The sequence below is a fragment of the Terrabacter sp. Root181 genome (assembly GCF_001428505.1).
Classification (GTDB): domain Bacteria; phylum Actinomycetota; class Actinomycetes; order Actinomycetales; family Dermatophilaceae; genus Terrabacter.
In genome coordinates, this window is the sequence record NZ_LMHU01000001.1 from 1,595,692 (window position 1) to 1,619,928 (window position 24,237).

Below are 24,237 nucleotides of genomic sequence, written 5' to 3' on the forward strand. Positions count from 1 at the left end.
GAAACCGAGGAGAAGATCTGACATGACGGAGCTTTCGATCCGTCCGGAGGAGATCCGGGACGCTCTGGACTCGTTCGTCCAGTCCTACGAGCCCGGCGCGGCCTCCCGCGAAGAGGTCGGCCGCGTCACCGACGCCGGTGACGGCATCGCTCACGTCGAGGGTCTTCCCTCGGCCATGACCAACGAGCTGCTCCAGTTCGAGGACGGCACGCTCGGCCTCGCGCTGAACCTCGACGTCCACGAGATCGGCGTCGTCATCCTCGGTGACTTCGCCGGCATCGAGGAGGGCCAGACCGTCAAGCGCACGGGCGAGGTCCTCTCGGTCCCGGTCGGTGACGACTTCCTCGGCCGTGTCATCGACCCGCTCGGCAACCCGATCGACGGTCTCGGCGACATCACGTCCGAGGGGCGTCGCGCCCTCGAGCTGCAGGCGCCCAACGTCGTCCAGCGCAAGTCGGTGCACGAGCCGCTCCAGACCGGCATCAAGTCGATCGACGCGATGACGCCGATCGGCCGCGGTCAGCGCCAGCTCATCATCGGCGACCGCCAGACCGGCAAGACCACGGTCGCGATCGACACGATCATCAACCAGAAGCGCAACTGGGAGTCCGGTGACCCCGACGCCCAGGTCCGCTGCATCTACGTCGCCATCGGCCAGAAGGGCTCGACCATCGCGTCGGTCCGCGGCACCCTCGAAGAGGCCGGCGCGCTGGAGTACACCACGATCGTCGCGGCTCCCGCGTCCGACTCGGCGGGCTTCAAGTACCTCGCGCCCTACACCGGTTCGGCCATCGGCCAGCACTGGATGTACCAGGGCAAGCACGTCCTCATCGTCTTCGACGACCTGAGCAAGCAGGCCGAGGCCTACCGCGCCGTGTCGCTCCTGCTGCGCCGCCCGCCGGGCCGTGAGGCCTACCCGGGTGACGTCTTCTACCTGCACTCGCGCCTGCTCGAGCGTTGCGCCAAGCTGTCCGACGACCTCGGCCACGGGTCGATGACGGGTCTGCCCATCATCGAGACCAAGGCGGGCGACGTCTCGGCGTACATCCCGACCAACGTCATCTCGATCACAGACGGCCAGATCTACCTGCAGGCCGACCTGTTCAACGCCAACGTCCGTCCGGCCATCGACGTGGGTGTCTCGGTCTCCCGAGTCGGCGGTGCCGCGCAGATCAAGGCCATGAAGTCGGTCGCCGGTCGACTCAAGCTCGACCTCGCGCAGTTCCGCGCCATGGAGGCGTTCGCGATGTTCGCCTCCGACCTCGACCCCGCCTCGCGCGCCCAGCTCGCCCGTGGTGCCCGGCTCGTCGAGCTGCTCAAGCAGCCGCAGAGCTCGCCGTACCCCGTCGAGGAGCAGGTCGTCTCGATCTGGACCGGCACGACCGGCAAGCTCGACGACGTCGCCGTCGAGGACGTCCGGACCTTCGAGTCCGAGCTGCTCGAGACGCTGCGGCGTGACGGCAAGATCCTCCAGACGATCCGCGAGACCCTCAAGCTCGACGAGGACACCGAGACGGCTCTGTCCAAGGTGGTCGACGAGGTCAAGTTCACCTTCCGGGGCACCGGCAGGGACGGCCTCGAGGCCGGCAACGAGGAGTTCGACGAGATCGCCGACGACCAGATCACCCAGGCGAAGATCGTCAAGCAGAAGTGACCAGATCCCGTATGCCGCCCGGCCAGCCGGGCGGCATACGGGAGTGGGCGTGAGCCCACCCTGCAGGCAACCACAGACTTAAGAGACCAAGAGAGGCGGAGCACATGGGAGCGCAGATGCGGATCTACCGCCAGCGCATCAAGTCCGTCAACTCCATCAAGAAGATCACCAACGCGATGGAGCTGATCGCGGCCGCACGCGTCGTCAAGGCCCGCCAGCGGGCCACCGAGGCGATGCCGTACACGACCGCGCTGACGCGCGCCGTGTCCGCGGTGGCGACCAACACGAACGAGGACCACCCGTTGACGACGGCGAAGGAGACCGCCAAGCGGGCCGGCGTCGTCATCATCGCTGCGGACCGCGGACTTGCCGGTGCCTACTCCGTCGCGGCGATCAAGGAGAGCGCGGAGCTCATCTCCAAGCTGACCGCGGAGGGCAAGGAGGTCGTGCCCTACCTCGTCGGTCGCAAGGCCGTGAGCTACTACAAGTTCCGCAAGCGCGACTATGCCGCCGAGTGGACCGGCTTCTCGGACGCCCCGACGTTCGAGAACGCCAAGGAGATCGCCGACCGCATCACGGCCGACTTCCTCAAGGACACCGACGAGGGCGGTCACGACGAGATCCACGTCGTCTTCACCCGCTTCCGCTCGATGGTCCGGCAGGACCCGTTCGTGCTGCGCCTGCTGCCCCTCGAGGTCGTGGAGGCCGACGAGGCGGGCGACGACGAGAGCCTGGACCTCAGCGTGAACCGCTACGAGGAGGGCCAGATCCCGCCGGAGTACTCCTTCGAGCCGAGCGCGTCCGAGGTCCTCGACCTGCTCCTGCCGAAGTACGTCCGCAATCGCATCTTCACCGCGCTGCTCAGCTCGGCGGCCTCCGAGCTCGCCGCCCGCCAGCGGGCGATGAAGTCGGCCACCGACAACGCGACGGAGCTGATCAAGACCTACCAGCGCCTCGCCAACCAGGCCCGCCAAGCCGGCATCACCCAAGAGATCAGCGAAATCGTGGGCGGCGCCAACGCCCTCGCGGACGCCAAGAAGTAACGCCCACAGGTAAGGAAGCAGACCACCATGACTGCAACTGTCAGCGACACCACGTGGACGGCCCCGCCCGCGGGCGGCGTCGGACGCATCTCCCGCATCATCGGCCCGGTCGTCGACGTGGAGTTCCCCGTCGACGGCATGCCCGAGCAGTACAACCTGCTCACGACCGAGGTCACCCTCGCCGGTGAGACCAAGCGCATCAACCTCGAGGTCGCACAGCACATCGGCGACAACATGGTCCGCGCGATCTCGCTCCAGCCGACCGACGGTCTGGTACGCGGCTCGGCCGTTCAGGACACCGGTGGCCCGATCACCGTCCCCGTCGGTGACGTGACCCTGGGCAAGGTGTTCAACACCACCGGCGAGTGCATGAACCTCGCCGAGGGCGAGACCATCGAGGTCAAGGAGCGCTGGGGCATCCACCGCAAGGCCCCGGCCTTCGACCAGCTCGAGTCCAAGACCACGATGTTCGAGACGGGCATCAAGGTCATCGACCTGATGACCCCGTACGTCCAGGGTGGCAAGATCGGCCTCTTCGGCGGTGCCGGTGTCGGCAAGACGGTGCTCATCCAGGAGATGATCGCCCGTGTCGCCCGTGACCACGGTGGTGTGTCGGTGTTCGCCGGTGTCGGTGAGCGCACCCGTGAGGGCAACGACCTCATGGTCGAGATGGAGGAGGCGGGCGTCCTCGGGCAGACCGCCCTCGTGTTCGGCCAGATGGACGAGCCGCCGGGCACGCGTCTTCGCGTCGCCCTGTCGGCGCTGACGATGGCGGAGTACTTCCGCGACGTCCAGAAGCAGGACGTGCTCCTCTTCATCGACAACATCTTCCGCTTCACGCAGGCCGGCTCGGAGGTCTCGACCCTCCTCGGCCGCATGCCGTCCGCGGTGGGCTACCAGCCCACCCTCGCCGACGAGATGGGCACCCTCCAGGAGCGCATCACCTCGACGCGTGGTCACTCGATCACCTCGATGCAGGCGATCTACGTGCCGGCCGACGACTACACCGACCCGGCCCCGGCCACGACGTTCGCGCACCTCGACGCGACGACCGAGCTCTCGCGGGACATCGCGTCGCAGGGTATCTACCCGGCCGTCGACCCGCTGTCCTCGACCTCGCGCATCCTCGACCCGCGCTACATCGCGGCCGACCACTACAACACGGCCGTGCGCATCCGGTCGATCCTCCAGCGCAACAAGGAGCTGCAGGACATCATCGCGATCCTCGGCGTCGACGAGCTTTCCGAAGAGGACAAGATCCTCGTCAACCGCGCTCGTCGCATCCAGCGCTTCCTGTCGCAGAACACCTACGTCGCCAAGCAGTTCACCGGCATCGAGGGCTCGACCGTGTCGCTCGCCGACTCGATCGAGGGCTTCACGAAGATCGCCGACGGCGAGTACGACCACGTCGCCGAGCAGGCCTTCTTCATGTGCGGTGGCCTCGACGACGTCGAGCGTCAGTGGGCGGAGATCCAGAAGAACCTCTGACCTGGATGGTTCGTCTCACCCGACGACGGGGAGGTGCCCACTGGGCCCTCCCCGTTCGTCGTCCGTGGGTGCCGCTCTGCGCGGTGGCGCTGGCGGCCGCCGCGATCGTCCGCGCCCGCTACGGGGTCGACCTCAGCGACAGCTCGCACGCCGTCGAGCTGACGCTGCGTCTCGCGCGGGGTGACGTCCCGTTCCGGGACGAGATGAACGTCCAGGTGCTCGGTGCCTGGCCGGCGGTCCCGTTCGTGTGGGCCTGGCAGCACGTCGTCGGGCTCGACGGGATCGTCCTCGCCTCCCGGGTGTGGTTCGTCCTCGTGTGCGCCGGCGTCGCGGCGGTGTCCTGGCGCGCGATCGCGCCGCCGTTCGGTCGGGGGACGAGCGCGTGCGCGCTGGCCGTGGCGCTCGTCCCGGCGGCATACAACCAGCAGGTCGTGTCGTACAACACGACGCCGGCGCTGATGTACCTCCTCGCGGTGTCCTGCGGCGTGGGGGCGAGCGTCCGGTGCGTGCGTTGTGCGCGTCCGTATGCCGTGTCGGCAGGGGCGGCGACCGCGCTGGGGGCGGTGAGCCACCCGGTGACGGCGCCGGCGGGGGCGGCGCTACTGGCCGTGCTCGCCGTGCTGCTCTCGCGCCTCGACGTGTCGCCGTCGAGGTGGGTGCCGTCCCCGGCCGCGAGCGCCACCGCGGTCCTCCGCACCGTGAGGGCGAGACCCGGTGTGCTGGCGGTCGGCACCGGGGTGCTCGTCGTCGCCGTCGTCGTCGGGGTCGTCGCCGTGGCGGTCTGGGGGGTGGCCAACGTGTCCGACACCATGTCGTTCACCGACGCGTACCAGGCCAACCGCCCGAGCCGGTGGGACCGGCTCGCCCGGTGGACCTCGCAGGTGGGGGCCGCGCTCGCGGGCCCGTGGGTGCTGCTGGCCGTCCCGCTCTCACTGCTCGCCGCGGTGCCGGCCGCCCGCCGTCTGCGGCTGCCGCTCGTCCTGCTGGCCGTGGCGGCCGTGACGGTCCAAGCGCTCCAGGGCGGTGTCACGGCCACCACGTTCACGGTCCTGTCGTGGCTCACCCCGCTGCTCGGCAGCGTCCTCGTCGTCGTCCTCCTCCCCGTGCTCGTCGTCTCGGCGCGGGACCGCGGTCCGGTGGCGCGCCTGGCCGCTCTCGGGCTGACCCCGACCCTCGTCGGGATGCCCTTCCTCGCGGCCTTCACCTCCTCGGGGCCCGTCTGGGGCGCGACCGGGGCGGTGCTCGCCCCGGGCCTGCTGGCGGTGACGGTGGCCACGCTCGTGTGGGTGGGCACCCGGCCGGCCAAGGTGGCCGTCGCCGGGCTGCTGCTGGCCGGGCTGGGGACCGTCCACGCCCTCAACAGCTTCCGCGACGGACCACCGGCCGCGCTCGTGGCGGACGCCCCAGACGGAGCCTTCGCGGGCCTGCGCACCACCGAGCAGCACCGCGCCGACCTGCAGGCCAACCAGCAGGCGGTGCAGGCCTGCGCGCGCCCTGGCGACGGCGCCCTCGACTACGTCCACCCCGCGGCGTTCCTCTACGCGGACCTCCGCTTCGACACCCCCATCGTCTGGATGGACTTCTTCGGTTCGACCAGCCAGCAGGTGCTGCACTGGATGCAGCGCTCCGGACGCGTGCCGGAGTGCGTGGTGGCGGCACGAGACTTCTGGCCCGGCTACGGCCACCACCGCTACGTCGACGACCCGGACCCGCTGCGTGACTGGGTGGTCGCCCACTACCGCGTCGTGTCGCAGAGCTCGCAGCTCGTCGTCCTGAGGCGCGACGGGGATGCCCGTGACTCCCCGGCACCGCCCGTGTGACGAGGACCGCACCCCCTGGGCGCCTCCGGTGTCGCCGACGGGGCATGTGGGTAGCACCCACGGTGTTGACTGATGTGGAGCCGTCAGCGCCGACGAGCCCAGCACCTCAGAGCAGGACAGCTCGAGGACAGCTCCAGGACAGCTCTAGGACAAGGAGAATCGTGAGCACGCCCACCCAGCAGGCCCCGCGCCACCGGGTCGTGGTCATCGGATCGGGCTTCGGCGGACTGTTCAGCACGCAGAAGCTGAAGCGCGCCGACGTCGACGTGACCCTCATCGCCCGCACGACGCACCACCTCTTCCAGCCGCTGCTCTACCAGGTGGCGACCGGCATCCTCTCCGAGGGCGAGATCGCTCCCTCGACGCGCGAGGTGCTGCACCGGCAGGACAACGCGCAGGTGCTGCTCGGTGACGTCGAGACGATCGACCTCGAGGCGCGCACCGTGACCCACTCGGCGGTCGGCCGTCGGACGGTCACGCCCTACGACTCGCTCATCGTCGCCGCAGGCGCCGGCCAGTCGTGGTTCGGCAACGACGATTTCGCGCGGCACGCCCCGGGCATGAAGTCGATCGACGACGCCCTCGAGCTGCGCGGCCGGATCTTCGGCTCCTTCGAGCTCGCCGAGCTGGCCTCGACGCAGGCCGAGGTCGACCGTCTCATGACGTTCGTCGTCGTCGGTGCCGGACCCACGGGTGTCGAGATGGCCGGCCAGATCTCGGAGCTCGCGCGGCGCACCCTCAAGCGCGACTTCCGCCGGATCGACCCGACCAAGGCCCGAGTCGTCCTCCTCGACGCGGCGCCCTCGGTGCTCGGCTCGTTCGGGGAGAAGCTCGGCGACCGCGCCGTCAAGCGCCTGACCGAGATGGGCGTCGAGGTGCGGCTCGGCGCGAAGGTCGTCGACGTCGACTCGACCGGCATCGAGGTCGAGCACGGCGACGGCAGCCGCGAGCGCATCGAGTCGGTCTGCAAGGTCTGGGCCGCGGGCGTGAGTGCGTCGCCGCTCGGACGCCAGCTCGCCGACCAGTCCGGCGCGCGGCTCGACCGGGCCGGCCGCGTCGAGGTCCAGGACGACCTCACGCTCCCCGGTCACCCCGAGGTCTTCGTCGTCGGCGACATGATGGCGCTCAAGGGCCTGCCCGGGGTCGCCCAGGTCGCCATCCAGGGCGGCCGCTACGCGGCGGAGCAGATCGTGCGACGGCTCGAGGGGCGGGAGCCGAAGGGCCCGTTCGAGTACTTCGACAAGGGATCGATGGCCACGATCTCGCGGTTCTCGGCCGTCGCGTCGGTGGGCAAGGCGCAGTTCAGCGGGTTCTTCGCCTGGATCCTGTGGCTCGCCGTCCACCTCGTCTACATCATCGGCTTCAAGCACCGCATCACGACGCTGCTGCACTGGGTCGTCACCTTCATCGGTCGCGGCCGCTCCGAGCGCGTCGTCACCGAGCAGCAGGTGTTCGCCCGACAGGCGATCGCCGACCTCGGCGACGAGTACGGCCCCGAGCTGCCGCGCCTCGCCGAGGACCGCCCGCACGACGATTCCTGACCGTCCCCGGGCACACGACCGGGCCGGCTCCTCGAGGGGAGCCGGCCCGGCGGCATACGTGCTCGGTGGACCCGCGCAGCGGGCGACGCGTCAGGGGACGAGACTCTCCACGGCGGCGCCGAGACGGGGGAGCGCCGCCACGACGTGGCCCTTGGCCTTGCCGCGCAGCGAGCCGTAGACCTTGGCGGCCGAGCCGTGCGAGGTGTTGGCGGCCTTGGCGTCGGTCACCGCGAGGAGGGCGTCGGCCGCGGCGTCGGGCTGGGCCGCGAGGTGCGACCCGAACGACGACTCGCCCTTGGTGGCCCAGAACGGGTCGAGGGCGCTCGCGAACTGCGGGAGCAGGCGGTCGGTGGCGCTCGTGACGAAGTTGCCACCGAGCTTCTTGGCGGCGGCGTAACCGGCCTTGACGGCGGCGCCGCCCAGTCCGGACTTGTCGGCCACCTCGGCGTCGATGACGTCGGTCAGGGTCTCGACGGCCACCGGGCGGCGGGTCGGCTCGAGGAGGGCGTCGGACACGGCTGTGCTCATGGATAGGACTCCTGTGGAGGGTGGGGAATCGGCGCGAGCGGCCTGCGCCACCTCGCGTACGGAGCATCCTTGCAGAGGCACTAAACTGCAGATCACACCCCCACGATCCGGAGGAAACGTGAGTTCGCTCAAGGTTGAGATGGTTGCCGCCGACCGGAAGGTCTGGGAGGGCGAGGCCAAGTTCGTACGCGCCCGGTCCATCTCGGGCGAGCTGGGCATCCTGCCCGGCCACGCGCCGTTGCTCGGAGTCCTCGTCGAGGGCGAGGTCTCCATCGAGTCCCTCGAGGGCGAGCGTCGCACCGTGACGGTCGACGGCGGGTTCCTCTCGGTCGACTCCGACGTGGTGACGATCGTCGCCGAGCACGTCGACGCCTCCTCACTGCAGACGAGCTGAGGTCCCGCGTGCCGTCCGTTCTCGTCTCGACCGAGATCGTGATCGGCACGCTGCTGGTGGTCGCGGTGGCCGTCCTCGCCACGACCTTCCTGCGCCGCCGCTACATCGCGAAAGGCCTGCCCCTGACGCTGTGCGGCATGCGCCGCTCGGAGTCCGACCGCTGGCGCCTCGGGCTCATCCGGTTCGGTGACAACGCCCTCGAGTGGTACGCCCTCGGGGGCGTCTCCGTGCGCCCGAAGCACCGCTGGCTGCGCCAGCGCCTGCTGCTCGAGGCCCCTGAGCCGCTCCACGGCAGCGACTCGATCCCGCTCCTGCCCGACGCGAACCGCGTGCCGTGCAGCGACGGCGACAGCGACTTCGAGCTGGCCCTGCAGGGCCCGGCCTACACCGCACTGCGGTCGTGGCAGGAAGCCGCGCCTCCCGGCTACAACGTCAACGTCGCCTGAGGCCACGTCCGCCCGGCCGCCCCGTCCGCCCGTCCGCTCGTCCGCCCCCCCGCCGCGCCCGTCCCGCCCCGCCCGCCCGTCCCGCCCGTCCAGCCTGACCCGCCCGCCCCGCTCGCTGGTCGCGGACGAGATCGCGCACCTGCGGCGTCTTGGCCACCCGAACTGCGTGATCTCGCGCAGCATCACAGCTCAGGGTCGTCCTAGGACGACCGTCGCGTGACGGGTCGAACTCCCAGCCAGGGGTCGCGTGGGGTCGCCACGACATTCGCGCGCACCCCTGACGCCCGCGCCTCGCGATAGGCCGTCTCGATCCGCGCCCGGACCCAGCGTGGTCGCGAGCGGATCGAGTGCGGCGTCGCGCCGACGGGCGAGGTCGCTCAGCCGTGCCTTGCGAGACTGGGCCGCGGCGACCAGGACGGCTCGTGCCTGTTCGTCCGACGGTGCGGCAGCTGCGGCGTCGACGGCCGCACGGGCGGGACACGAGAGGCGGAGCGGACCGCGCCGGTAGATGGGCTCGTCGAGCAGCGTCGTGTTGCGGACGAGGACCCACGCGTGAGCTCGGGCGCGCAGGGGAGCCGGGACCAGGGCCTGGATCGGGTTGGACACCGCACGTCCCGCGATGCCGTGAACCGCTCGGGCCGAGGAGCCTGCGAGCCAGCTTCTCGGCCCGGCGAAGAGCAGGGCGGCCATCAACCGCTGCTGTTCGGAGGGAACTCCGTTGGACAGCAGGACGACGCCCCGAAGGACCAGCCGCCACTCTCGCCCGAGCCTCGTGCGCAGCTGAGCCTGCGTCAGACCGCCCTCGAGGAGCTGTCGTCGGGTCAGGACGCCGAGCTGGTGCAGGGCGAGCTCGTGCAGCGGTCCGGGGAGTCTGGGGTCCACCCGAGCAGCATGCGCTCCGGCGGGGCGTCGGTCGCGCCTCCGCAGGGACGGTGTGGACGGTGCGCGTCAGGCGTTCGGGGGGTGTGGACGACGCCGTGGTCGGGCGTGTGATCGCGCGTCGGCTGCGGCCCGGCGACACCGAGTGCGCGGCCGAGTGCGCGACCTCGTGCGCGGCCAGGGTGCCGAGGGCCGGACCGTGTCGGGTCAGTGCTTCTTCGGGCGCTCGGGCTTCTCGACGCGGCCGCCGCCGGGCTGCCACAGCACGTCGCCGCCGACCGGCTTGTTGGCGATGCGGGCGAGGATGAAGAGCAGGTCCGAGAGGCGGTTGAGGTACTTCGCGGTGAGGACGTTGACGCCGCCGACACCCTTCGCGTCGGTGCCCTCGGGCGCGGGTTCGGTGCCGTGCTGGTCGACGGCCGCCCAGGCGGAGCGCTCGGCGCGACGAACGATGGTCGTCGCGAGGTGCAGGTGGGCCGAGCCCGCCGTGCCTCCGGGGAGGATGAACGACCTGAGCTTCTCGACCTGCTCGAGGTAGTGGTCGCAGTCGGTCTCCAGGTCGTCGATCCAGGGCTGCTCGACGCGCAGGGGCGGGTAGTCGTAGGCCGGTCGCAGCGGCGTCGACAGGTCGGCGCCGACGTCGAAGAGCTCGTTCTGCACGCGCTGCAGGGTGGCCCTCACCTCCTCCGGCAGGTCGCCGCACGCGACCGCGATGCCGATGGCGGCGTTGGCCTCGTTGGAGTCGGCGTACGCGTGGAGCCGGGCGTCGTTCTTGCTGACCCGCGAGAAGTCGCCGAGGCTCGTCGTGCCGTCGTCGCCGGTGCGCGTGTAGATCCGCGTCAGGTTGACCATGGGGCCACTCTCTCACCCGCGCCGGAGGGTCCGTCGGTCGGTCGGCGCCCCGATAGGGTTCGGTGGGTGAGAGAGCGATTCCGGGTCGTCGGTGGTGCCCACCTCGTGGGCGAGGTCGCCGTCGTCGGCGCCAAGAACAGTGCCCTCAAGCTGATGGCCGTGGCGCTGCTGGCCGTGGGCCGCACGACCCTGACGAACGTCCCGGCCATCGCCGACGTGACGATCATGGCCGAGCTGCTACGCCGTCTCGGTGTGGGCGTCGACTACGACCCGGCCGCCGGGGTCGTCGTCCTCGACGTGCCCGAGCGCATCGGTCACCGCGCCGACTACGAGCTCGTACGCGCACTGCGGGCCTCCATCTCCGTGCTCGGTCCGCTCGTCGCCCGGGTGGGGGAGGCCGACGTCGCCGTGCCCGGTGGCGACGCCATCGGCTCGCGCGGGCTCGACCTCCACGCCGCCGGTCTCGAGGCGCTGGGGGCCGAGGTTCACGTGACGCACGGCTACCTCGTCGCCACCGCTCCGAACGGTCTGCGCGGCGCCGACATCCGGCTCGACTTCCCGAGCGTCGGCGCCACCGAGAACATCCTCACCGCGGCGGTCCTGGCCCGCGGCACGACGACGATCGACAACGTCGCCAAGGAGCCCGAGATCATCGACATCGCCGAGATGCTCGTCTCGATGGGCGCCCGCCTCGAGGGTGCCGGCACGTCGCGCATCACCGTCCACGGCGTCGACGCCCTGGCCCCGACGCGGCACGCGGTCGTGTCCGACCGCATCGCGGCCGGCACCTGGGCCTTCGCGGCCGCCACGACGCGCGGCGACATCGAGGTCGTCGGCGGCGTCGCCCAGCACCTGAGGGCCCCCCTCGGCGCCCTGGAGGAGGCCGGCTGCCACGTCGAGGTCACCGGCCGCGGCTTCCGGGTCTCCGCCGTCGAGCGACGCCCGCGAGCCTTCGACGTCGCGACCCTGCCCTACCCGGGCTTCCCGACCGACCTGCAGCCCTTCGCGCTGTCCTACAACGCCGTCGCGGACGGCTCGGCGATGGTCACCGAGAACCTCTTCGAGGCCCGCTTCCGCACGGTCCAGGAGCTGGCCCGTCTCGGGGCCGATGCCCAGATCGACGGGCACCATGTCATGACCCACGGCGTCCCGATGCTCTCCGGTGCCCCGGTCGAGAGCAGCGACATCCGCTCCGGCGCGGCCCTCGTGATCGCCGGCCTCGTGGCCGAGGGCGACACCCTCGTGAGCGGCGTGCACCACATCGACCGCGGCTACCCGCGCTTCGAGCAGGCCCTGCGTGCACTCGGTGCCGACGTCACGCGCGAGCCCGACGACGAGCCCCCGTTCGAGTAGGTCGGCCACCCGCTCCCGGAGGTCGGCGCCGCGGAACGTCCGTTTTGTCGGGAGCGCTCAGGGCTCGCACGGAACGTCGCGACGTTCTTCGCTCGATGTTCGTATTTTCTTGACCACTTCTTGACTCCTAGGGGCAACGTTCTGGCTGGCTGAGGCGTCATCATGGGTGACGGCACAGCGTTGAGAGGGGTCTACATGACGCTGAACACCCACCGCAGGGGTCCGGTCAGAGTGCTCGAGGCACCCGACGGCCACGATGTCATCATCGAGGGGCGTCTCGACGTCCACACGGTGCCCGACATCCGTGACGCGATCCACGCGGTCATCATCCAGGGGCCCGGCGAGCTGCGCCTGCACCTCGGCGATGCCGAGATCGGCGACGCCACGGGCCTCGGCGTCATCGTCCACCTCCACCGGCGGGCCACCCGCGCCGACCGGCGGCTGCTGCTCGTCGACGCGAGCGACCGCACGACGCGGCTGCTGCGCGGCTGCCGGCTCGAGCGCATCCTCGCCCCGCGCCACCCCGCCCTGACTGTGGCGCCTCTCACCGCCTGAGCGCCTCCCCGCAGCTGCACCCCGCCGCTACCGTCGAGCCATGTCTTCGACGGAGAGCACGCCGCAGCCGGACGCCCGGGTGACGCCCGACCGACCGTGGGTCATGCGCACGTATGCCGGCCACTCGAGTGCCGCTGCGAGCAACGCGCTCTACCGTCGCAACCTCTCCAAGGGGCAGACCGGGCTCTCCGTCGCCTTCGACCTGCCGACCCAGACCGGCTACGACCCCGACCACCTGCTCTCGCGCGGCGAGGTGGGCAAGGTCGGTGTCCCGATCAGCCACATCGGCGACATGGCGGCGTTGTTCGAGTCGATCCCGCTGCGCGAGATGAACACCTCGATGACGATCAACGCGACGGCGATGTGGATGCTCGCGCTCTACCAGGTCGCGGCCGAGCGCCAGGCCGAGGCCGCAGGCGAGGACCCCGCCACGTGGGTGCACGCCCTGGCCGGCACGACGCAGAACGACATCATCAAGGAGTACCTCTCCCGGGGAACCTACGTCTTCCCGCCCGCTCCGTCCCTGCGGCTCATCACCGACATGATCACCTACACGGTGCGCGAGATCCCGAAGTGGAACCCGATCAACATCTGCAGCTACCACCTGCAGGAGGCCGGGGCGACGCCCGTGCAGGAGATCGCGTACGCCATGTCGACCGCGGTCGCGGTGCTCGACGCCGTGCGTGACTCGGGGCAGGTGCCACCCGAGGAGTTCGCGAGCGTCGTCGCCCGGATCTCGTTCTTCGTCAACGCCGGCGTGCGCTTCGTCGAGGAGATGTGCAAGATGCGCGCCTTCGTGCAGCTCTGGGACGAGCTGACGCGCGAGCGCTACGGCGTCACCGACGCGAAGGCCCGGCGCTTCCGGTACGGCGTGCAGGTCAACAGCCTGGGCCTCACCGAGGCGCAGCCCGAGAACAACGTGCAGCGCATCGTCCTCGAGATGCTCGCCGTGACGCTCTCCAAGGACGCGCGCGCCCGCGCGATCCAGCTGCCGGCGTGGAACGAGGCGCTCGGCCTCCCGCGGCCGTGGGACCAGCAGTGGAGCCTGCGCATGCAGCAGGTGCTCGCCTACGAGTCCGACCTGCTCGAGCACGACGACCTCTTCGCCGGGTCGGTCGTCGTCGAGGCCAAGGTCGCCGAGCTCGTCGCGGGGGCCAAGGCCGAGATGGCCCGCGTCGAGGAGCTGGGCGGTGCGGTCGCCGCGGTCGAGTCCGGCTACATGAAGTCGGCGCTCGTCGCCTCGCACGCCGAGCGTCGCCGTCGCATCGAGTCCGGCGAAGCGGTGATCGTGGGTCTCAACCGCTTCGAGACCACCGAGCCCAACCCGCTCACGGCCGACCTCGACACGGCGATCCAGACCGTCGACGCCGACGTGGAGCGGCACGCCTCCGAGGCCGTACGCGAGTGGCGCGAGACCCGTGACGCCGACCCCGAGCGCCGGGCGAGGGCCGCGGCGGCCATGGAGCGCCTGCGCACCGACGCGGCGTCGGACGCCAACCTCATGGCGGCCTCGCTCGAGTGCGCCCGCGCCGACGTCACGACGGGGGAGTGGGCGGGCGCGCTGCGCGAGCGGTTCGGGGAGTACCGCGCCCCCACCGGGGTGTCCGGCTCGGTCGGGGTCGGTTCGAGCGAGCCCGGCGACGCCCTGTCCCACATCCGCGAGCTCGTCGCCCGCACCGGCGAGGAGCTCGGCGAGAAGCTGCGCATCCTCGTCGGCAAGCCCGGCCTGGACGGCCACAGCAACGGCGCCGAGCAGGTGGCGGTGCGGGCCCGCGACGCCGGCTTCGAGGTCGTCTACCAGGGCATCCGGCTCACCCCTGAGCAGATCGTCGCGGCCGCCGTCGCCGAGGACGTCCACCTCGTCGGGCTCTCGATCCTCAGCGGCTCGCACATGGAGCTCGTCCCCGAGGTGCTCCGGGGGCTGCGCGAGGCGGGTGCCAGCGACGTGCCGGTCATCGTCGGCGGCATCATCCCCGAGTCCGACGCCGCGGCGCTGCGGGCTGCCGGGGTGGCCATGGTCTTCACGCCGAAGGACTTCGGGCTCAACGACATCATGGGCGAGATGGTCGGTGTGATCCGTGCCGCACGTGGTCTTGCACCCCTCGAGTCCGCGCCCGCCTGAGCAGGCGTAGCGTCGCAGGTATGAGCGACCTGCAGTGCGCCGCGCGCATCATCGTCGTCAACCCACCGGCGCTCACGGACGTCCCGTGGCTCGCTTCGACGATCCACCTCGAGAAGGTCCAGGCGGTGTATGCCGCCGACGACGTCCCTGACACCGGCCCGGTCGAGTCGCTGGCCGACGACCTCGGCGTCCCCTCGCACCTCGGCCACGGCGACCTGCACGACGGCACGTCGGGCCTCGAGGAGCTCGTCGACCGGCACCGCGGCGAGACCGTCGTCGTCGTGCGCGGCGGCGACGACACCGACCCGGTCCTGCTCCTCGTCGACGCCGACGGGGTCACCCGACAGCCGATCGAGGGCCTGTCCTGATGGCGGTGGCGGCGACCGCCGACGTCGTCGTCGCCGAGCTCGAGGCCGAGCGATCCCCGGACGCGCTCGCCGCGGTGCGGGGGCGACTCACGCCCGACGAGGAGGCCTTCGGGGTGCGGATGGGCACGCTCTTCGCCGTCGCGAAGCGGCACACGGGCCTGCCCCTGGCCGAGGTCGTGCGGCTGCTGGCCCATCCGGCGTTCGAGCCGCGCATGGCGGCTATGTGCATCCTGGACTTCAAGGCCAGGCGCAAGCGTCCCGGCCACCACGAGCGGGGCACGCTGGCGCGGACCTACCTCGGCCACCACGACCGCATCACGACGTGGGACATGGTCGACCGCGCAGCGCCCCGGGTCGTCGGGCTCTGGCTCGTCGGTCGCGACAAGCACCTGCTGCACGACCTCGCCGTCTCGCCGGAGCCGCTGCGTCGGCGCACCGCCATGACGGCGCCCCTCGGGTTCCTCGGCACCGACGACCTCGAGGCGGGCTTCGACGTCGCAGCGCTGCTCTGTGCCGACCCGGATCCCTTGGTGCACAAGCCGGTCGGGATCTTCCTCAAGCACGCCGCCGTCCACGACGCGGCGCGCGTGTCGGAGTTCCTCGACGAGCACGCGGGGCAGATGAAGAGGCCCGTCGTGCGTCTGGCCGTCGAGAAGCTGGGGCCCCAGGTGCGGTCACGCTGGGTGTGACCGCGAGAGCGAGCCGGGTCGGAGGGCCCGCCACCCGGCATACGCCCTCGGTGTGTCAGAAGAGACGCGACTCGGCGTCGTCGATGCCCTTGAGGGCGTCGTAGTCGAGGACGACGCAGCGGATGCCGCGGTCCTCGGCCAGTGTGCGCGCCTGCGGCTTGATCTGCTGGGCGGCGAAGACGCCGGTCACGGGCGCGAGGTGCGGGTCGCGGTTCATCAGCTCGAGGTAGCGGGTCAGCTGCTCGACGCCGTCGATCTCGCCGCGGCGCTTGATCTCGACCGCGACGCTGGTGCCGACCGAGTCCCTGGCGAGGATGTCGACCGGACCGATGGCCGTCATGTACTCGCGGCGCACGAGCGACCAGCCGTGGCCGAGGGTGTGGATGTGCTCGGCGAGCAGGCGCTGCAGGTGGGCCTCGACACCGTCCTTGACGAGGCCCGGCTCGACGCCGAGCTCGTGGTCCCAGTCGTGCAGGACTTCGTGGATGAGGACCGTGAGGCGGTCCTCGCTCTTGGCGTGCTGCACCCGCCAGACGGCCATGATGCCGTCGGCGGTCTGCCCCTCGTCGGGCTCGACCTCGGCCATGGTGCACGGTGGCGACATCCAGTTGAGCGGCTTGTAGGAGCCGCCGTCGCTGTGGACGAGCACCGACCCGTCCGCCTTGACGACGAGGAGCCGGGTCGCGAGCGGGAGGTGGGCGGTGAGCCGACCGTCGTAGTCGACGCTGCACCGGGCTATGACGAGACGCACCGGACCACCCTAGAGGAGCGCGCGTGGGCAGCGTCACGCCCCGGGCGGGTGTGGGCGGCGCACACCCTCTGCGAGACTCCACCCATGGCTCGTGAGTTCACCAAGGTTGGCGTCATCGGACTCGGCACCATGGGTGCCGGCATCGTCGAGGTCTTCGCACGCAACGGCATCGACGTCGTCGCGGTGGAGGTCACCGACGAGGCGGTCGAGAAGGGCAAGGGCGTCCTGCAGCACTCGACCGACCGGGCCGTCTCCCGCGGCAAGCTGTCTGCCGAGGACCAGGCCGCGCTCCATGCGCGGGTCCTCTTCACGAGCGACATGGCCGACCTCAAGGAGTGCCAGCTCGTCGTCGAGGCCGTGCCCGAGCACCTCGACCTCAAGAAGGACATCTTCGCCAGGCTCGACGCGATCGTCTCCGACGACGCGATCCTCGCGACCAACACGAGCTCGCTGCCCGTCACCGAGATCGCGGTCGCCACGATCAACCCCAAGCGCGTCGTCGGCATGCACTTCTTCAACCCGGCGCCCGTGCTCCAGTTCGTCGAGGTCATCAAGACGGTCATCACGAGCGACGAGATCTTCGAGGACGTCAAGGCGCTCGCCGAGCGGTTGGGCAAGAAGCCCGTCATCGTCGGCGACAAGGCGGGCTTCATCGCCAACGCCCTCCTCTTCGGCTACCTCAACCACGCCGTCGCGATGTACGAGAGCAAGTACGCCACGCGCGAGGACATCGACGCCGCGATGAAGCTCGGCTGCGGCTACCCCATGGGCCCGCTCGCCCTGATGGACCTCATCGGCCTCGACACCGCCTACGAGATCCTCGACACGATGTACAAGCAGGGCCGCGACCGCCTGCACGCCCCGAGCCCGATCATCAAGCAGATGGTCAGCGCCGGGCTCAAGGGCCGCAAGAGCGGCCGCGGCTTCTACACGTACGCCGCGCCCGGCAGCTCGGCGGTCGTCGACGACGCGCTGACGCCCGCGGCCCCGGCGGACTCCACGGCCGGGACGCGTTCGATCCGCACGGTCGGCGTCGTGGGCTCGGGCACGATGGCGACCGGCATGGTCGAGGTCTTCGCCAAGGCCGGCCTCGACGTGACGTTCGTGGCGCGCAGCGATGCCAAGGTCGAGGCCGTGCGCTCGGCCCTCGCCAGGAGCCTCGAGAAGGCCGTCCAGCGCGGCAAGGCCACCGAACAGGACCGCGATGCGGCCCTCGCCCACGTGCGCGGCACGACGCGCCTCGAGGACCTCGCCCAGGTCGACCTCGTCGTCGAGGCGGTCGTCGAGGACCTCCCGGTCAAGCGGGCGCTCTTCGAGAACCTCGACGAGATCTGCCGCCCCGGCGCGATCCTCGCCACGACGACGAGCTCCCTGCCCGTCGTCGAGTGCGCGGCGGCCACCACGCGCCCGCAGGACGTCATCGGGATGCACTTCTTCAACCCGGCACAGGTGATGCGGCTCGTCGAGGTCGTGCACACGGTCTCGACCGCCGACGACGTCGTCGCCACGGTGCAGGCCCTCTGTGCGACGGTGGGCAAGCACGCCGTGACGTGCGGCGACCGGGCCGGTTTCATCGTCAACGCCCTGCTCTTCCCCTACCTCAACGACGCCGTGAAGATGCTCGAGGCCAACTACTCGACGGCCGACGACATCGACACCGCGATGAAGACCGGCTGCGGCCTGCCGATGGGCCCGTTCGAGCTGCTCGACGTCGTCGGCCTCGACGTGTCCCTCGCCATCGAGCGCGAGCTCTACCTCGAGTTCCGCGAGCGTGGCTACGCCCCGGCGCCGCTGCTCGAGCACCTCGTCACCGCCGGCTACCTCGGCCGCAAGACGGGACGGGGCTTCCGCACGTACGCCTGACACCTACGCTGGAGCCATGCCCTCGCGTCGTCGTCCCAGCAAGCACGCGCGCGAGCACGTGCCGCTCGACGTGACGCGGATCCAGGGTGGCTCGACGCGCGAGGAGTCGTATGCCGGCACGCGCTGGACCGTGCGCTCGGTGAGCGGCGCGTCCGCCACCCGTGACTACCTGTGCCCGGGCTGCCAGCAGGACATCCCGCCGGGTCTGCCGCACGTGGTCGCGTGGCCGGCCGAGGGCGTCGGCGGGCTCGGTGACCGGCGCCACTGGCACACCGGGTGCTGGCAGCGGCGCGACGCTCGTCCGCCGGGCAACGCCTACCGCTGACGACTCGTCCGGTCGATGTATCCGGCGGTCACCCGTGACCGCCGGATACATCGAACCGCGGAGGGCTTCGGGGCGTGAGGGGCTCAGGCGTCGAGGACAGGGGCTAGCTCGCGCGACACGAGGCGCAGGGGAGCGGTGTCGTGCTGGGCTCGGGCGAGCACGATGGCCCCCTCGAGTGCGCACAGCATGAGGGTCGAGAGCGCCTGCGCCCGTCGAGGGCCACGGCCCATCGCGACCAGGGCTGCGGCGATCGGGCGCTGCCACGTCTGCAGGGCCGAGGCCGCCGCCTCCCGCACGGTGGCGTTGGTGTCCGCACAGTCGACGACCGCGGCGGCGACCGGGCAGCCTCGTTCGTAGTCACGCGACTCGAGGTCGGCCGCCCAGTCCTCGGCGATCGCCGCGAAGAGCCGCGCCGGGGTCGGACGCCGCATCCGTGCGACGTGCTCCTCGACGCGTGCCGCAGCCCAGGTGCCGGCCCAGCCGAGCGCCTCGCCGACGAGCTGGTCCTTGCCGCCGGGGAAGTAGTGCTGGAGCGACCCCCGCGGGGCGCCGGCGTCGGCGACGACCTGCCGCAGGCCCGTGCCACCGACCCCGGCGCGGCGCAGGTGCTGGGCAGTCTCGTAGACGATGCGCTCGCGGTGTCCGCGGGTGCTGGCTGACATGTCGCCTCCGGTGCTCGGGTGATGACTCGACTATGACAGTCGTCATGATTCACCGCTACTATGACGGTCGTCATAGTAGGCACGACTGGCTGGAGGTCGCCGTGGAGGCTCGGGTCGGGTTCATCGGTCTCGGCATCATGGGGCACCCGATGGCAGCCAACCTGCGTCGTGCGGGTGTCCCTCTCTCCGTGTGGAACCGGTCGCCGGAGCCCACATCGGACCTTGCAGTGCTGGGTGCCGTGGTGCACACCTCGCCCGCAGCACTCTTCGACGCCAGCGACGTCGTGCTGCTCATGCTCGCGCATGCGTCCGCCGTCGACGAGGTCCTGCAGCGGGGGAGTGACGGCTTCACCCGGATGGTGCGGGGCCGCACGGTCGTGCACCTCGGCACGACCTCGCCCGGCTTCTCGGCGGGGCTGGGTCGTGACGTCGAGGCCGCCGGCGGCGACTACGTCGAGGCGCCGGTGTCGGGCTCACGCATCCCGGCCGAGCGCGGGGAGCTCGTCGCCCTCGCCGCCGGTCGACCGACCGTGCTCGACCGTGTCGAGCCGCTTCTCGCCCCGATGTGTCGCGAGGTCCTGCGCTGCGGGTCCGTCCCTGCGGGCACGGGCACCAAGCTCGCCGTCAACCTCTACCTCTGCACCATGGTCGCGGGGCTGGCCGAGGCCTACCACCTGGCCGACCGTCTCGACCTCGACCTCGACGTCTTCCGGCAGGCCCTCGACTCCGGTCCGATGGCGAGCGCGGTGTCGGCCGTCAAGCTCGCCAAGCTCGTGGCGCGCGACTTCGAGGCCCAGGCCGCGGTCCGCGACGTCCACACGAACACCCGGCTCATCGCCGAGGCGGCCCGGGCCGTGGGAGCAGCGAGCCCGCTGCTCGACGCGACCCGCGAGCTCTTCCGCGCCTCGGAGGCCGCCGGGCTCGGTGCGCTCGACATGGCCGCCGTCGTCACCGCCCTCGAGGGCCGCGACCCCAGCCCGGCCGGGAGGTCACCGCACGACACCTCCCCGGGCACACGGCATACGCCCTCGGGGGACGCCGGCTCCTAGTGCCGGCGCTGGCGCGGGACGAGGACCTCCTCGTAGAGCAGCAGCGCGCCCGCGGCGAACGGGATCGCGAGCAGCGCGCCGAGGATGCCGAGCAGGGCGCCCCCTGCGAGGGCGGCGACGACCGTCACGGCACCCGGGACCGCCACGGTCCGCTGCATGATGCGCGGCATGACGGCGTAGTTCTCGATCTGCTGGTAGACGATGAAGTAGATGATGACGATGAGCGCCTTCTTGGGCTCGTCGAAGAAGGCGACGATCGCGACGACGGTCGCCCCGAGGGTCGCGCCGATCATCGGGATGAGCCCGAGGAAGCCGACCAGCACCGCCAGCACCGCCGCGAACTGGAGCCCGATGAGACTCATCATGATCCAGGCGAAGAAGGCGTTGATCGCGGCGACGGCGACCTGGCCGATGGCGTACGACCCGACCCGACGCATCACCTCCTCGGAGAGCGAGACGGTCCGCGGGCGCCGGGTGGCCGGCACGAGGGCGTAGGCCGCCTGCTTGACCGCCGGGAGGGACGCGAGGAAGTAGAGGGTGAGGACGAGGACGGTCAACCCGCTGAAGACGCCGGTCGCGATGACCTTGCCCGCATCGAGGACGCCACCGAAGACGCCGGCCCACAGGTTGCCGTCGGCGACGCGCTTGTTGACCTCCTCCTGGATGCGCTGGACGAGCTGGTAGCGGTGGTCGACGTCCTGCACCCACGGGTTGGCCAGGAGGTTGTCGAAGAGCCGCGGGGCGTTCGTCGCGAGCTCGCTGCCCTGCTCGGCCACCGGCGGGATGACGACCCAGCCGACGAGCGCGAAGACCGCGAGCACGGCGAGGAACACGATGGTGACCGCCCAGCCGCGACGGAGGTTGCGACGGGCCAGCGCCTCGACGAGGGGGTTGAGGGCGAGTGTGAGGAAGAAGGAGATGACGAGCAGCGTGATGACCGTGCCGAGCCGGCCGACCGCCTGCACGACGGCATACGCCGTCAGCACGCCGATGGCGCCGACGAAGCCGATGTAGAAGGGCGACTGCCGGTTGAAGGGGGTGCCGCTCGGACCGAAGTCGCGGCGGGCGCCCTTGCCGCGCTTGCCTCCTCCGGTCGGCGCCTGTGCCTTCTCCGGCGCGACGGGACCGGGCGGCGGGAGGTCACCGCCGGGTGGCGGCCCGGTGCCCCGTCCCGCGTCCGACGGGGCGAGCGGGAGGGTGCTCGCGAGCAGGTCCTGCTCGGGCTGCGGGGCGTGATCGGGCTGATCGGGCTGATCGGGCTGATCGGGCTGATCGGCCCGGGAGGGCTCGAGCCCGCCGTACGCCGCCCGCGAGGCCTGCTCGTCGAAGCCCAGGTCGCGGGCCCGGAACTCGTCCATCCGGGCGCGCTGGGCGCGGCGGTACCGCGTCCACCGTCCCCAGATGCTCACGCCCGCGAGCCTACGTCAGGCGGCTCGTGCGGCTCGGGTCGAGCGTGGCGTGTCAGCCCGCGGGACACCTCGCGAGGCGTCCCGCAGGTCGGTGGGACGGAGTGCGCGCCGGTCACTGGTTGGCGAAGCGGTTGATCGCCGACTCGAAGCCCGCGCGCTTCTCGGGGTCGGTGACGCCGAGGCCGGGCTCGGGGGAGAGCGTCAGCACGCCGACCTTGCCCTGGTGGGCGTTCTGGTGGACGTCTAGCGCTGCCTGGCCGACCTCGTCAAGCGTGTACGTCTTGCTCAGCGTCGGGTGGATGAGCCCGCGGTTGACCAGCTCGTTGGCCTCCCACGCCTCGCGGTAGTTGGCGAAGTGCGAGCTGACGATGCGCTTGAGGTTCATCCAGAGGTAGCGGTTGTCGTACTCGTGCATGTAGCCCGACGTCGACGCGCACGTGACGATGGTGCCGCCCTTGCGCGCCACGTAGACGCTCGCGCCGAACGTCTCGCGGCCGGGGTGCTCGAAGACGATGTCGACGTCGTAGCCGCCGGTCAGCTCGCGGATCTTCTTGCCGAGGCGCTGCCACTCGCGCGGGTTCTGCTCGGTGCCCTCGTCGTTCCAGAAGCGGTAGTCCTCGGCGTTGCGGTCGATGATGAGCTCGGCGCCCATGGCGCGGCAGATCTCGGCCTTCTCGGGCGAGGAGACGACGCAGATCGGGGTCGCTCCGCCCGCGAGGGCCATCTGGGTGGCGTAGGAGCCGAGGCCGCCCGACGCACCCCAGATGAGCACGCGGTCGCCGAGCTTCATCGCCGCGCCGTTCTTGGAGACGAGCTGGCGGTAGGCCGTGCTGTTGACGAGGCCGGGCGAGGCGGCCTCCTCCCACGTCAGGTGGCCGGGCTTGGGCATGAGCTGGTTGGCCTTGACGATCGCGAGCTCGGCGAGGCCGCCGAAGTTCGTCTCGAAGCCCCAGATACGCTGCTGCGGGTCGAGCATCGTGTCGTTGTGGCCCTCGGCGTCCTCGAGCTCGACGGACAGGCAGTGCGCGACGACCTCGGTGCCGGGCTTCCACTTCGTCACGCCGGGGCCGGTGCGCAGGATGACGCCCGCGAGGTCGGAGCCGACGACGTGGTAGGGCAGGTCGTGGCGCTTGGAGAACTCGGACATGCGGCCGTAGCGCTCGAGGAAGCCGAACGTCGAGACCGGCTCGAAGATCGAGGTCCAGACGGTGTTGTAGTTGATCGCACTGGCCATGACGGCGACGAGCGCCTCGCCCGGCGCGAGCTCGGGCACGGGGACCTCGTCGATGTGCAGCGACCTGCGCGGGTCCTTGTCGCGCGTGGCGAGACCCTCGAACATGCCGACCTCGTCCTTGTGGACGGTCGCGCCCCGGTAGGTCCCGGGGATCTCGATGTTCGCGTAGGTCTCCTGGGTGCGGTCGCCGGAGAGGATGGCGTCGCGGATGGCCTGCATTGAAGGTCCTTACGTCGCAGCGTCATTGGTGAATCGAACGTGGGCGGTGTGCCAACGAACGTAGCGAGACGTGACCCGCGGGTAGCCGCTTCTGAGACGGCCACCACAGGTGACCTGGGTCACGAGGGCGGTGCGACGTGGGCGGCCGCTCCGACGGACCGCCACGACGTCGTATGCCGTGTCGCCGGCGAGCGTCGACGGGCGCCCGCGCGCACGTGGTGGCGGTCCGACGGTCCGGTCCATCCGCGCGCGGGGCCGGCGGTGCCGGGGCTGGTGCGGCGGGCGGCCGATACGGTCGGCGCGTGCGACGGACGACGGCGGGTCTCGGGTGCTGGCTCGTGCAGCCGGGCTACCTGCTCGTCGAGCTGCTCGTGGCTGCGGGCGCCTCGGCGGCGTACAGCCTCCGCGACGACACGATCAGCGCGCTCGGGATGCTGACCTGCGCCCCCGGACACGCGGGGGCGGTCGTCGACGTGTGCTCGCCCGGGCACGTGGCCCTCGACGTGGCATTCGTCGTCTTCGGCCTCCTGCGGGCGGCGGGAGCCGTCCTGCTGCGACCCCGGCTCGGTCCTGGCAGATGGGCGCTCGCGACGGTGTGGCTCTGGGTCGTCTCGGCACTCTTCGCGGCCGCCGTCGGGCTCGCGCCGGTCGACCGCCGGCCGGGGTGGCACGTCGTCGTGGCGCTGCCCGTCTTCGTCCTGCAGCCGCTCGCGGTCCTCGCCACCGCCGAGGCGCTGCGGAGGTCGGGCGCCGTGCCCCGGGCCGTCGCCGTGTCGGGCCTCGTTCTCGGCGGCCTCATGCTCGCGGCGGCCGTCGCGTTCGGTCTGCTGCTCGGCAGCCCGACGTGGGTCGGGGGGCTCGAGCGCCTCGCCCTGTGGCCGACCTACCCGTGGCTCGCCGTCGTCGCCTGGGCGCTGGCTCGTTCGACCCGTCGACACGTCAACGAGCCGACCGCGACCTGACCGCAACACCCTGCGCGCCCACGGGTGCCTG

At 71.2% G+C, this 24,237-nt stretch carries 23 protein-coding genes; 16 read left to right on the forward strand and 7 right to left on the reverse strand.

Annotation, left to right across the window (positions count from 1 at the left end; all coding sequences use genetic code 11):
- The first annotated feature begins 22 nt into the window (after positions 1 to 22).
- The 5 genes from atpA to ASD90_RS07460 all read left to right on the forward strand — a co-directional run bounded on the left by atpA (position 23) and on the right by ASD90_RS07460 (position 7,546).
- Positions 23 to 1,654, forward strand: coding sequence for a F0F1 ATP synthase subunit alpha (gene atpA, locus ASD90_RS07440; protein ID WP_056753466.1), 1,632 nt, complete (start codon positions 23 to 25; stop codon positions 1,652 to 1,654).
- Between the two features lie 104 nt (positions 1,655 to 1,758).
- Positions 1,759 to 2,697: a F0F1 ATP synthase subunit gamma gene (locus tag ASD90_RS07445; RefSeq protein ID WP_056753468.1), complete on the forward strand. Its 939-nt coding sequence runs from the start codon at positions 1,759 to 1,761 to the stop codon at positions 2,695 to 2,697.
- 27 nt (positions 2,698 to 2,724) lie between these two features.
- The gene (gene atpD, locus ASD90_RS07450; protein ID WP_056753470.1) at positions 2,725 to 4,185 is read left to right on the forward strand and encodes a F0F1 ATP synthase subunit beta; all 1,461 of its coding nucleotides are present in this window, start codon (positions 2,725 to 2,727) and stop codon (positions 4,183 to 4,185) included.
- 5 nt (positions 4,186 to 4,190) lie between these two features.
- Positions 4,191 to 6,005 (forward strand): hypothetical protein, encoded by a 1,815-nt coding sequence (locus ASD90_RS07455; RefSeq protein ID WP_157623043.1) that lies wholly within the window; start codon positions 4,191 to 4,193, stop codon positions 6,003 to 6,005.
- A 161-nt stretch (positions 6,006 to 6,166) separates the two neighbouring features.
- Positions 6,167 to 7,546 carry an NAD(P)/FAD-dependent oxidoreductase gene (locus tag ASD90_RS07460; RefSeq protein ID WP_056753480.1) on the forward strand — a complete coding sequence of 460 codons (1,380 nt, stop codon included), beginning with the start codon at positions 6,167 to 6,169 and terminating at the stop codon, positions 7,544 to 7,546.
- A gap of 90 nt (positions 7,547 to 7,636) precedes the next feature.
- Here ASD90_RS07460 and ASD90_RS07465 read toward each other — a convergent pair whose 3' ends face one another.
- Positions 7,637 to 8,074, reverse strand: coding sequence for a hypothetical protein (locus tag ASD90_RS07465; RefSeq protein WP_200958550.1), 438 nt, complete (start codon positions 8,072 to 8,074; stop codon positions 7,637 to 7,639).
- A 118-nt stretch (positions 8,075 to 8,192) separates the two neighbouring features.
- On the opposite strand from ASD90_RS07465, the gene ASD90_RS07470 reads away from it, so the two are divergent.
- Both ASD90_RS07470 and ASD90_RS07475 read left to right on the forward strand, forming a co-directional pair.
- On the forward strand, positions 8,193 to 8,468 hold the full coding sequence (locus ASD90_RS07470; protein ID WP_056753482.1) for a F0F1 ATP synthase subunit epsilon: 276 nt from the start codon (positions 8,193 to 8,195) through the stop codon (positions 8,466 to 8,468).
- An 8-nt stretch (positions 8,469 to 8,476) separates the two neighbouring features.
- Positions 8,477 to 8,914: a DUF2550 domain-containing protein gene (locus ASD90_RS07475; protein WP_056753484.1), complete on the forward strand. Its 438-nt coding sequence runs from the start codon at positions 8,477 to 8,479 to the stop codon at positions 8,912 to 8,914.
- 189 nt (positions 8,915 to 9,103) lie between these two features.
- On the opposite strand, the gene ASD90_RS07480 is transcribed toward ASD90_RS07475, so the two are convergent.
- On the reverse strand, positions 9,104 to 9,796 hold the full coding sequence (locus ASD90_RS07480; RefSeq protein WP_056753485.1) for a hypothetical protein: 693 nt from the start codon (positions 9,794 to 9,796) through the stop codon (positions 9,104 to 9,106).
- Positions 9,797 to 10,000: 204 nt separating this feature from the next.
- The gene (locus ASD90_RS07485; protein WP_056753487.1) at positions 10,001 to 10,645 is read right to left on the reverse strand and encodes a cob(I)yrinic acid a,c-diamide adenosyltransferase; all 645 of its coding nucleotides are present in this window, start codon (positions 10,643 to 10,645) and stop codon (positions 10,001 to 10,003) included.
- A 66-nt stretch (positions 10,646 to 10,711) separates the two neighbouring features.
- On the opposite strand from ASD90_RS07485, the gene murA reads away from it, so the two are divergent.
- From murA to ASD90_RS07510, 5 genes are all read left to right on the forward strand, one after another.
- Complete coding sequence (gene murA, locus ASD90_RS07490; RefSeq protein ID WP_056753489.1) at positions 10,712 to 11,998, forward strand: UDP-N-acetylglucosamine 1-carboxyvinyltransferase; 1,287 nt, start codon at positions 10,712 to 10,714, stop codon at positions 11,996 to 11,998.
- Between the two features lie 195 nt (positions 11,999 to 12,193).
- Positions 12,194 to 12,553, forward strand: a complete 360-nt coding sequence (locus ASD90_RS07495) for an STAS domain-containing protein (RefSeq protein ID WP_056753491.1) — start codon at positions 12,194 to 12,196, stop codon at positions 12,551 to 12,553.
- Between the two features lie 103 nt (positions 12,554 to 12,656).
- A complete protein-coding gene (locus tag ASD90_RS07500) occupies positions 12,657 to 14,675 on the forward strand; it encodes a protein meaA (protein ID WP_056754634.1) in 2,019 nt (672 codons plus the stop codon).
- A 20-nt stretch (positions 14,676 to 14,695) separates the two neighbouring features.
- Positions 14,696 to 15,043, forward strand: a complete 348-nt coding sequence (locus ASD90_RS07505; RefSeq protein WP_056753493.1) for a hypothetical protein — start codon at positions 14,696 to 14,698, stop codon at positions 15,041 to 15,043.
- Between the two features lie 5 nt (positions 15,044 to 15,048).
- A complete protein-coding gene (locus tag ASD90_RS07510) occupies positions 15,049 to 15,732 on the forward strand; it encodes a DNA alkylation repair protein (RefSeq protein WP_235506419.1) in 684 nt (227 codons plus the stop codon).
- Between the two features lie 55 nt (positions 15,733 to 15,787).
- Here the strand turns inward: ASD90_RS07510 and nucS are convergent, their stop codons facing one another.
- Complete coding sequence (gene nucS, locus ASD90_RS07515; protein ID WP_056753497.1) at positions 15,788 to 16,483, reverse strand: endonuclease NucS; 696 nt, start codon at positions 16,481 to 16,483, stop codon at positions 15,788 to 15,790.
- A gap of 84 nt (positions 16,484 to 16,567) precedes the next feature.
- On the opposite strand from nucS, the gene ASD90_RS07520 reads away from it, so the two are divergent.
- The gene (locus ASD90_RS07520) at positions 16,568 to 18,346 is read left to right on the forward strand and encodes a 3-hydroxyacyl-CoA dehydrogenase family protein (RefSeq protein ID WP_056754637.1); all 1,779 of its coding nucleotides are present in this window, start codon (positions 16,568 to 16,570) and stop codon (positions 18,344 to 18,346) included.
- Positions 18,347 to 18,362: 16 nt separating this feature from the next.
- Positions 18,363 to 18,671, forward strand: a complete 309-nt coding sequence (locus ASD90_RS07525; protein WP_056753499.1) for a hypothetical protein — start codon at positions 18,363 to 18,365, stop codon at positions 18,669 to 18,671.
- An 83-nt stretch (positions 18,672 to 18,754) separates the two neighbouring features.
- Here ASD90_RS07525 and ASD90_RS07530 read toward each other — a convergent pair whose 3' ends face one another.
- Positions 18,755 to 19,333 (reverse strand): TetR/AcrR family transcriptional regulator, encoded by a 579-nt coding sequence (locus tag ASD90_RS07530; protein WP_056753504.1) that lies wholly within the window; start codon positions 19,331 to 19,333, stop codon positions 18,755 to 18,757.
- A gap of 44 nt (positions 19,334 to 19,377) precedes the next feature.
- Between ASD90_RS07530 and ASD90_RS07535 the strand changes: the two genes are divergently transcribed.
- Positions 19,378 to 20,382 (forward strand): NAD(P)-dependent oxidoreductase, encoded by a 1,005-nt coding sequence (locus tag ASD90_RS07535; RefSeq protein WP_082588579.1) that lies wholly within the window; start codon positions 19,378 to 19,380, stop codon positions 20,380 to 20,382.
- Here the strand turns inward: ASD90_RS07535 and ASD90_RS07540 are convergent.
- A complete protein-coding gene (locus tag ASD90_RS07540; protein WP_235506420.1) occupies positions 20,379 to 21,791 on the reverse strand; it encodes an AI-2E family transporter in 1,413 nt (470 codons plus the stop codon). The genes ASD90_RS07535 and ASD90_RS07540 overlap by 4 nt on opposite strands.
- A gap of 112 nt (positions 21,792 to 21,903) precedes the next feature.
- Entirely contained in the window at positions 21,904 to 23,244 is a 1,341-nt protein-coding gene (gene ccrA / locus ASD90_RS07545; protein ID WP_056753508.1) for a crotonyl-CoA carboxylase/reductase, read from the reverse strand.
- Between the two features lie 302 nt (positions 23,245 to 23,546).
- Here ccrA and ASD90_RS07550 point away from each other — a divergent pair, with 302 nt between their 5' ends.
- On the forward strand, positions 23,547 to 24,206 hold the full coding sequence (locus ASD90_RS07550) for a DUF998 domain-containing protein (protein ID WP_056753513.1): 660 nt from the start codon (positions 23,547 to 23,549) through the stop codon (positions 24,204 to 24,206).
- Positions 24,207 to 24,237 lie beyond the last annotated feature (31 nt).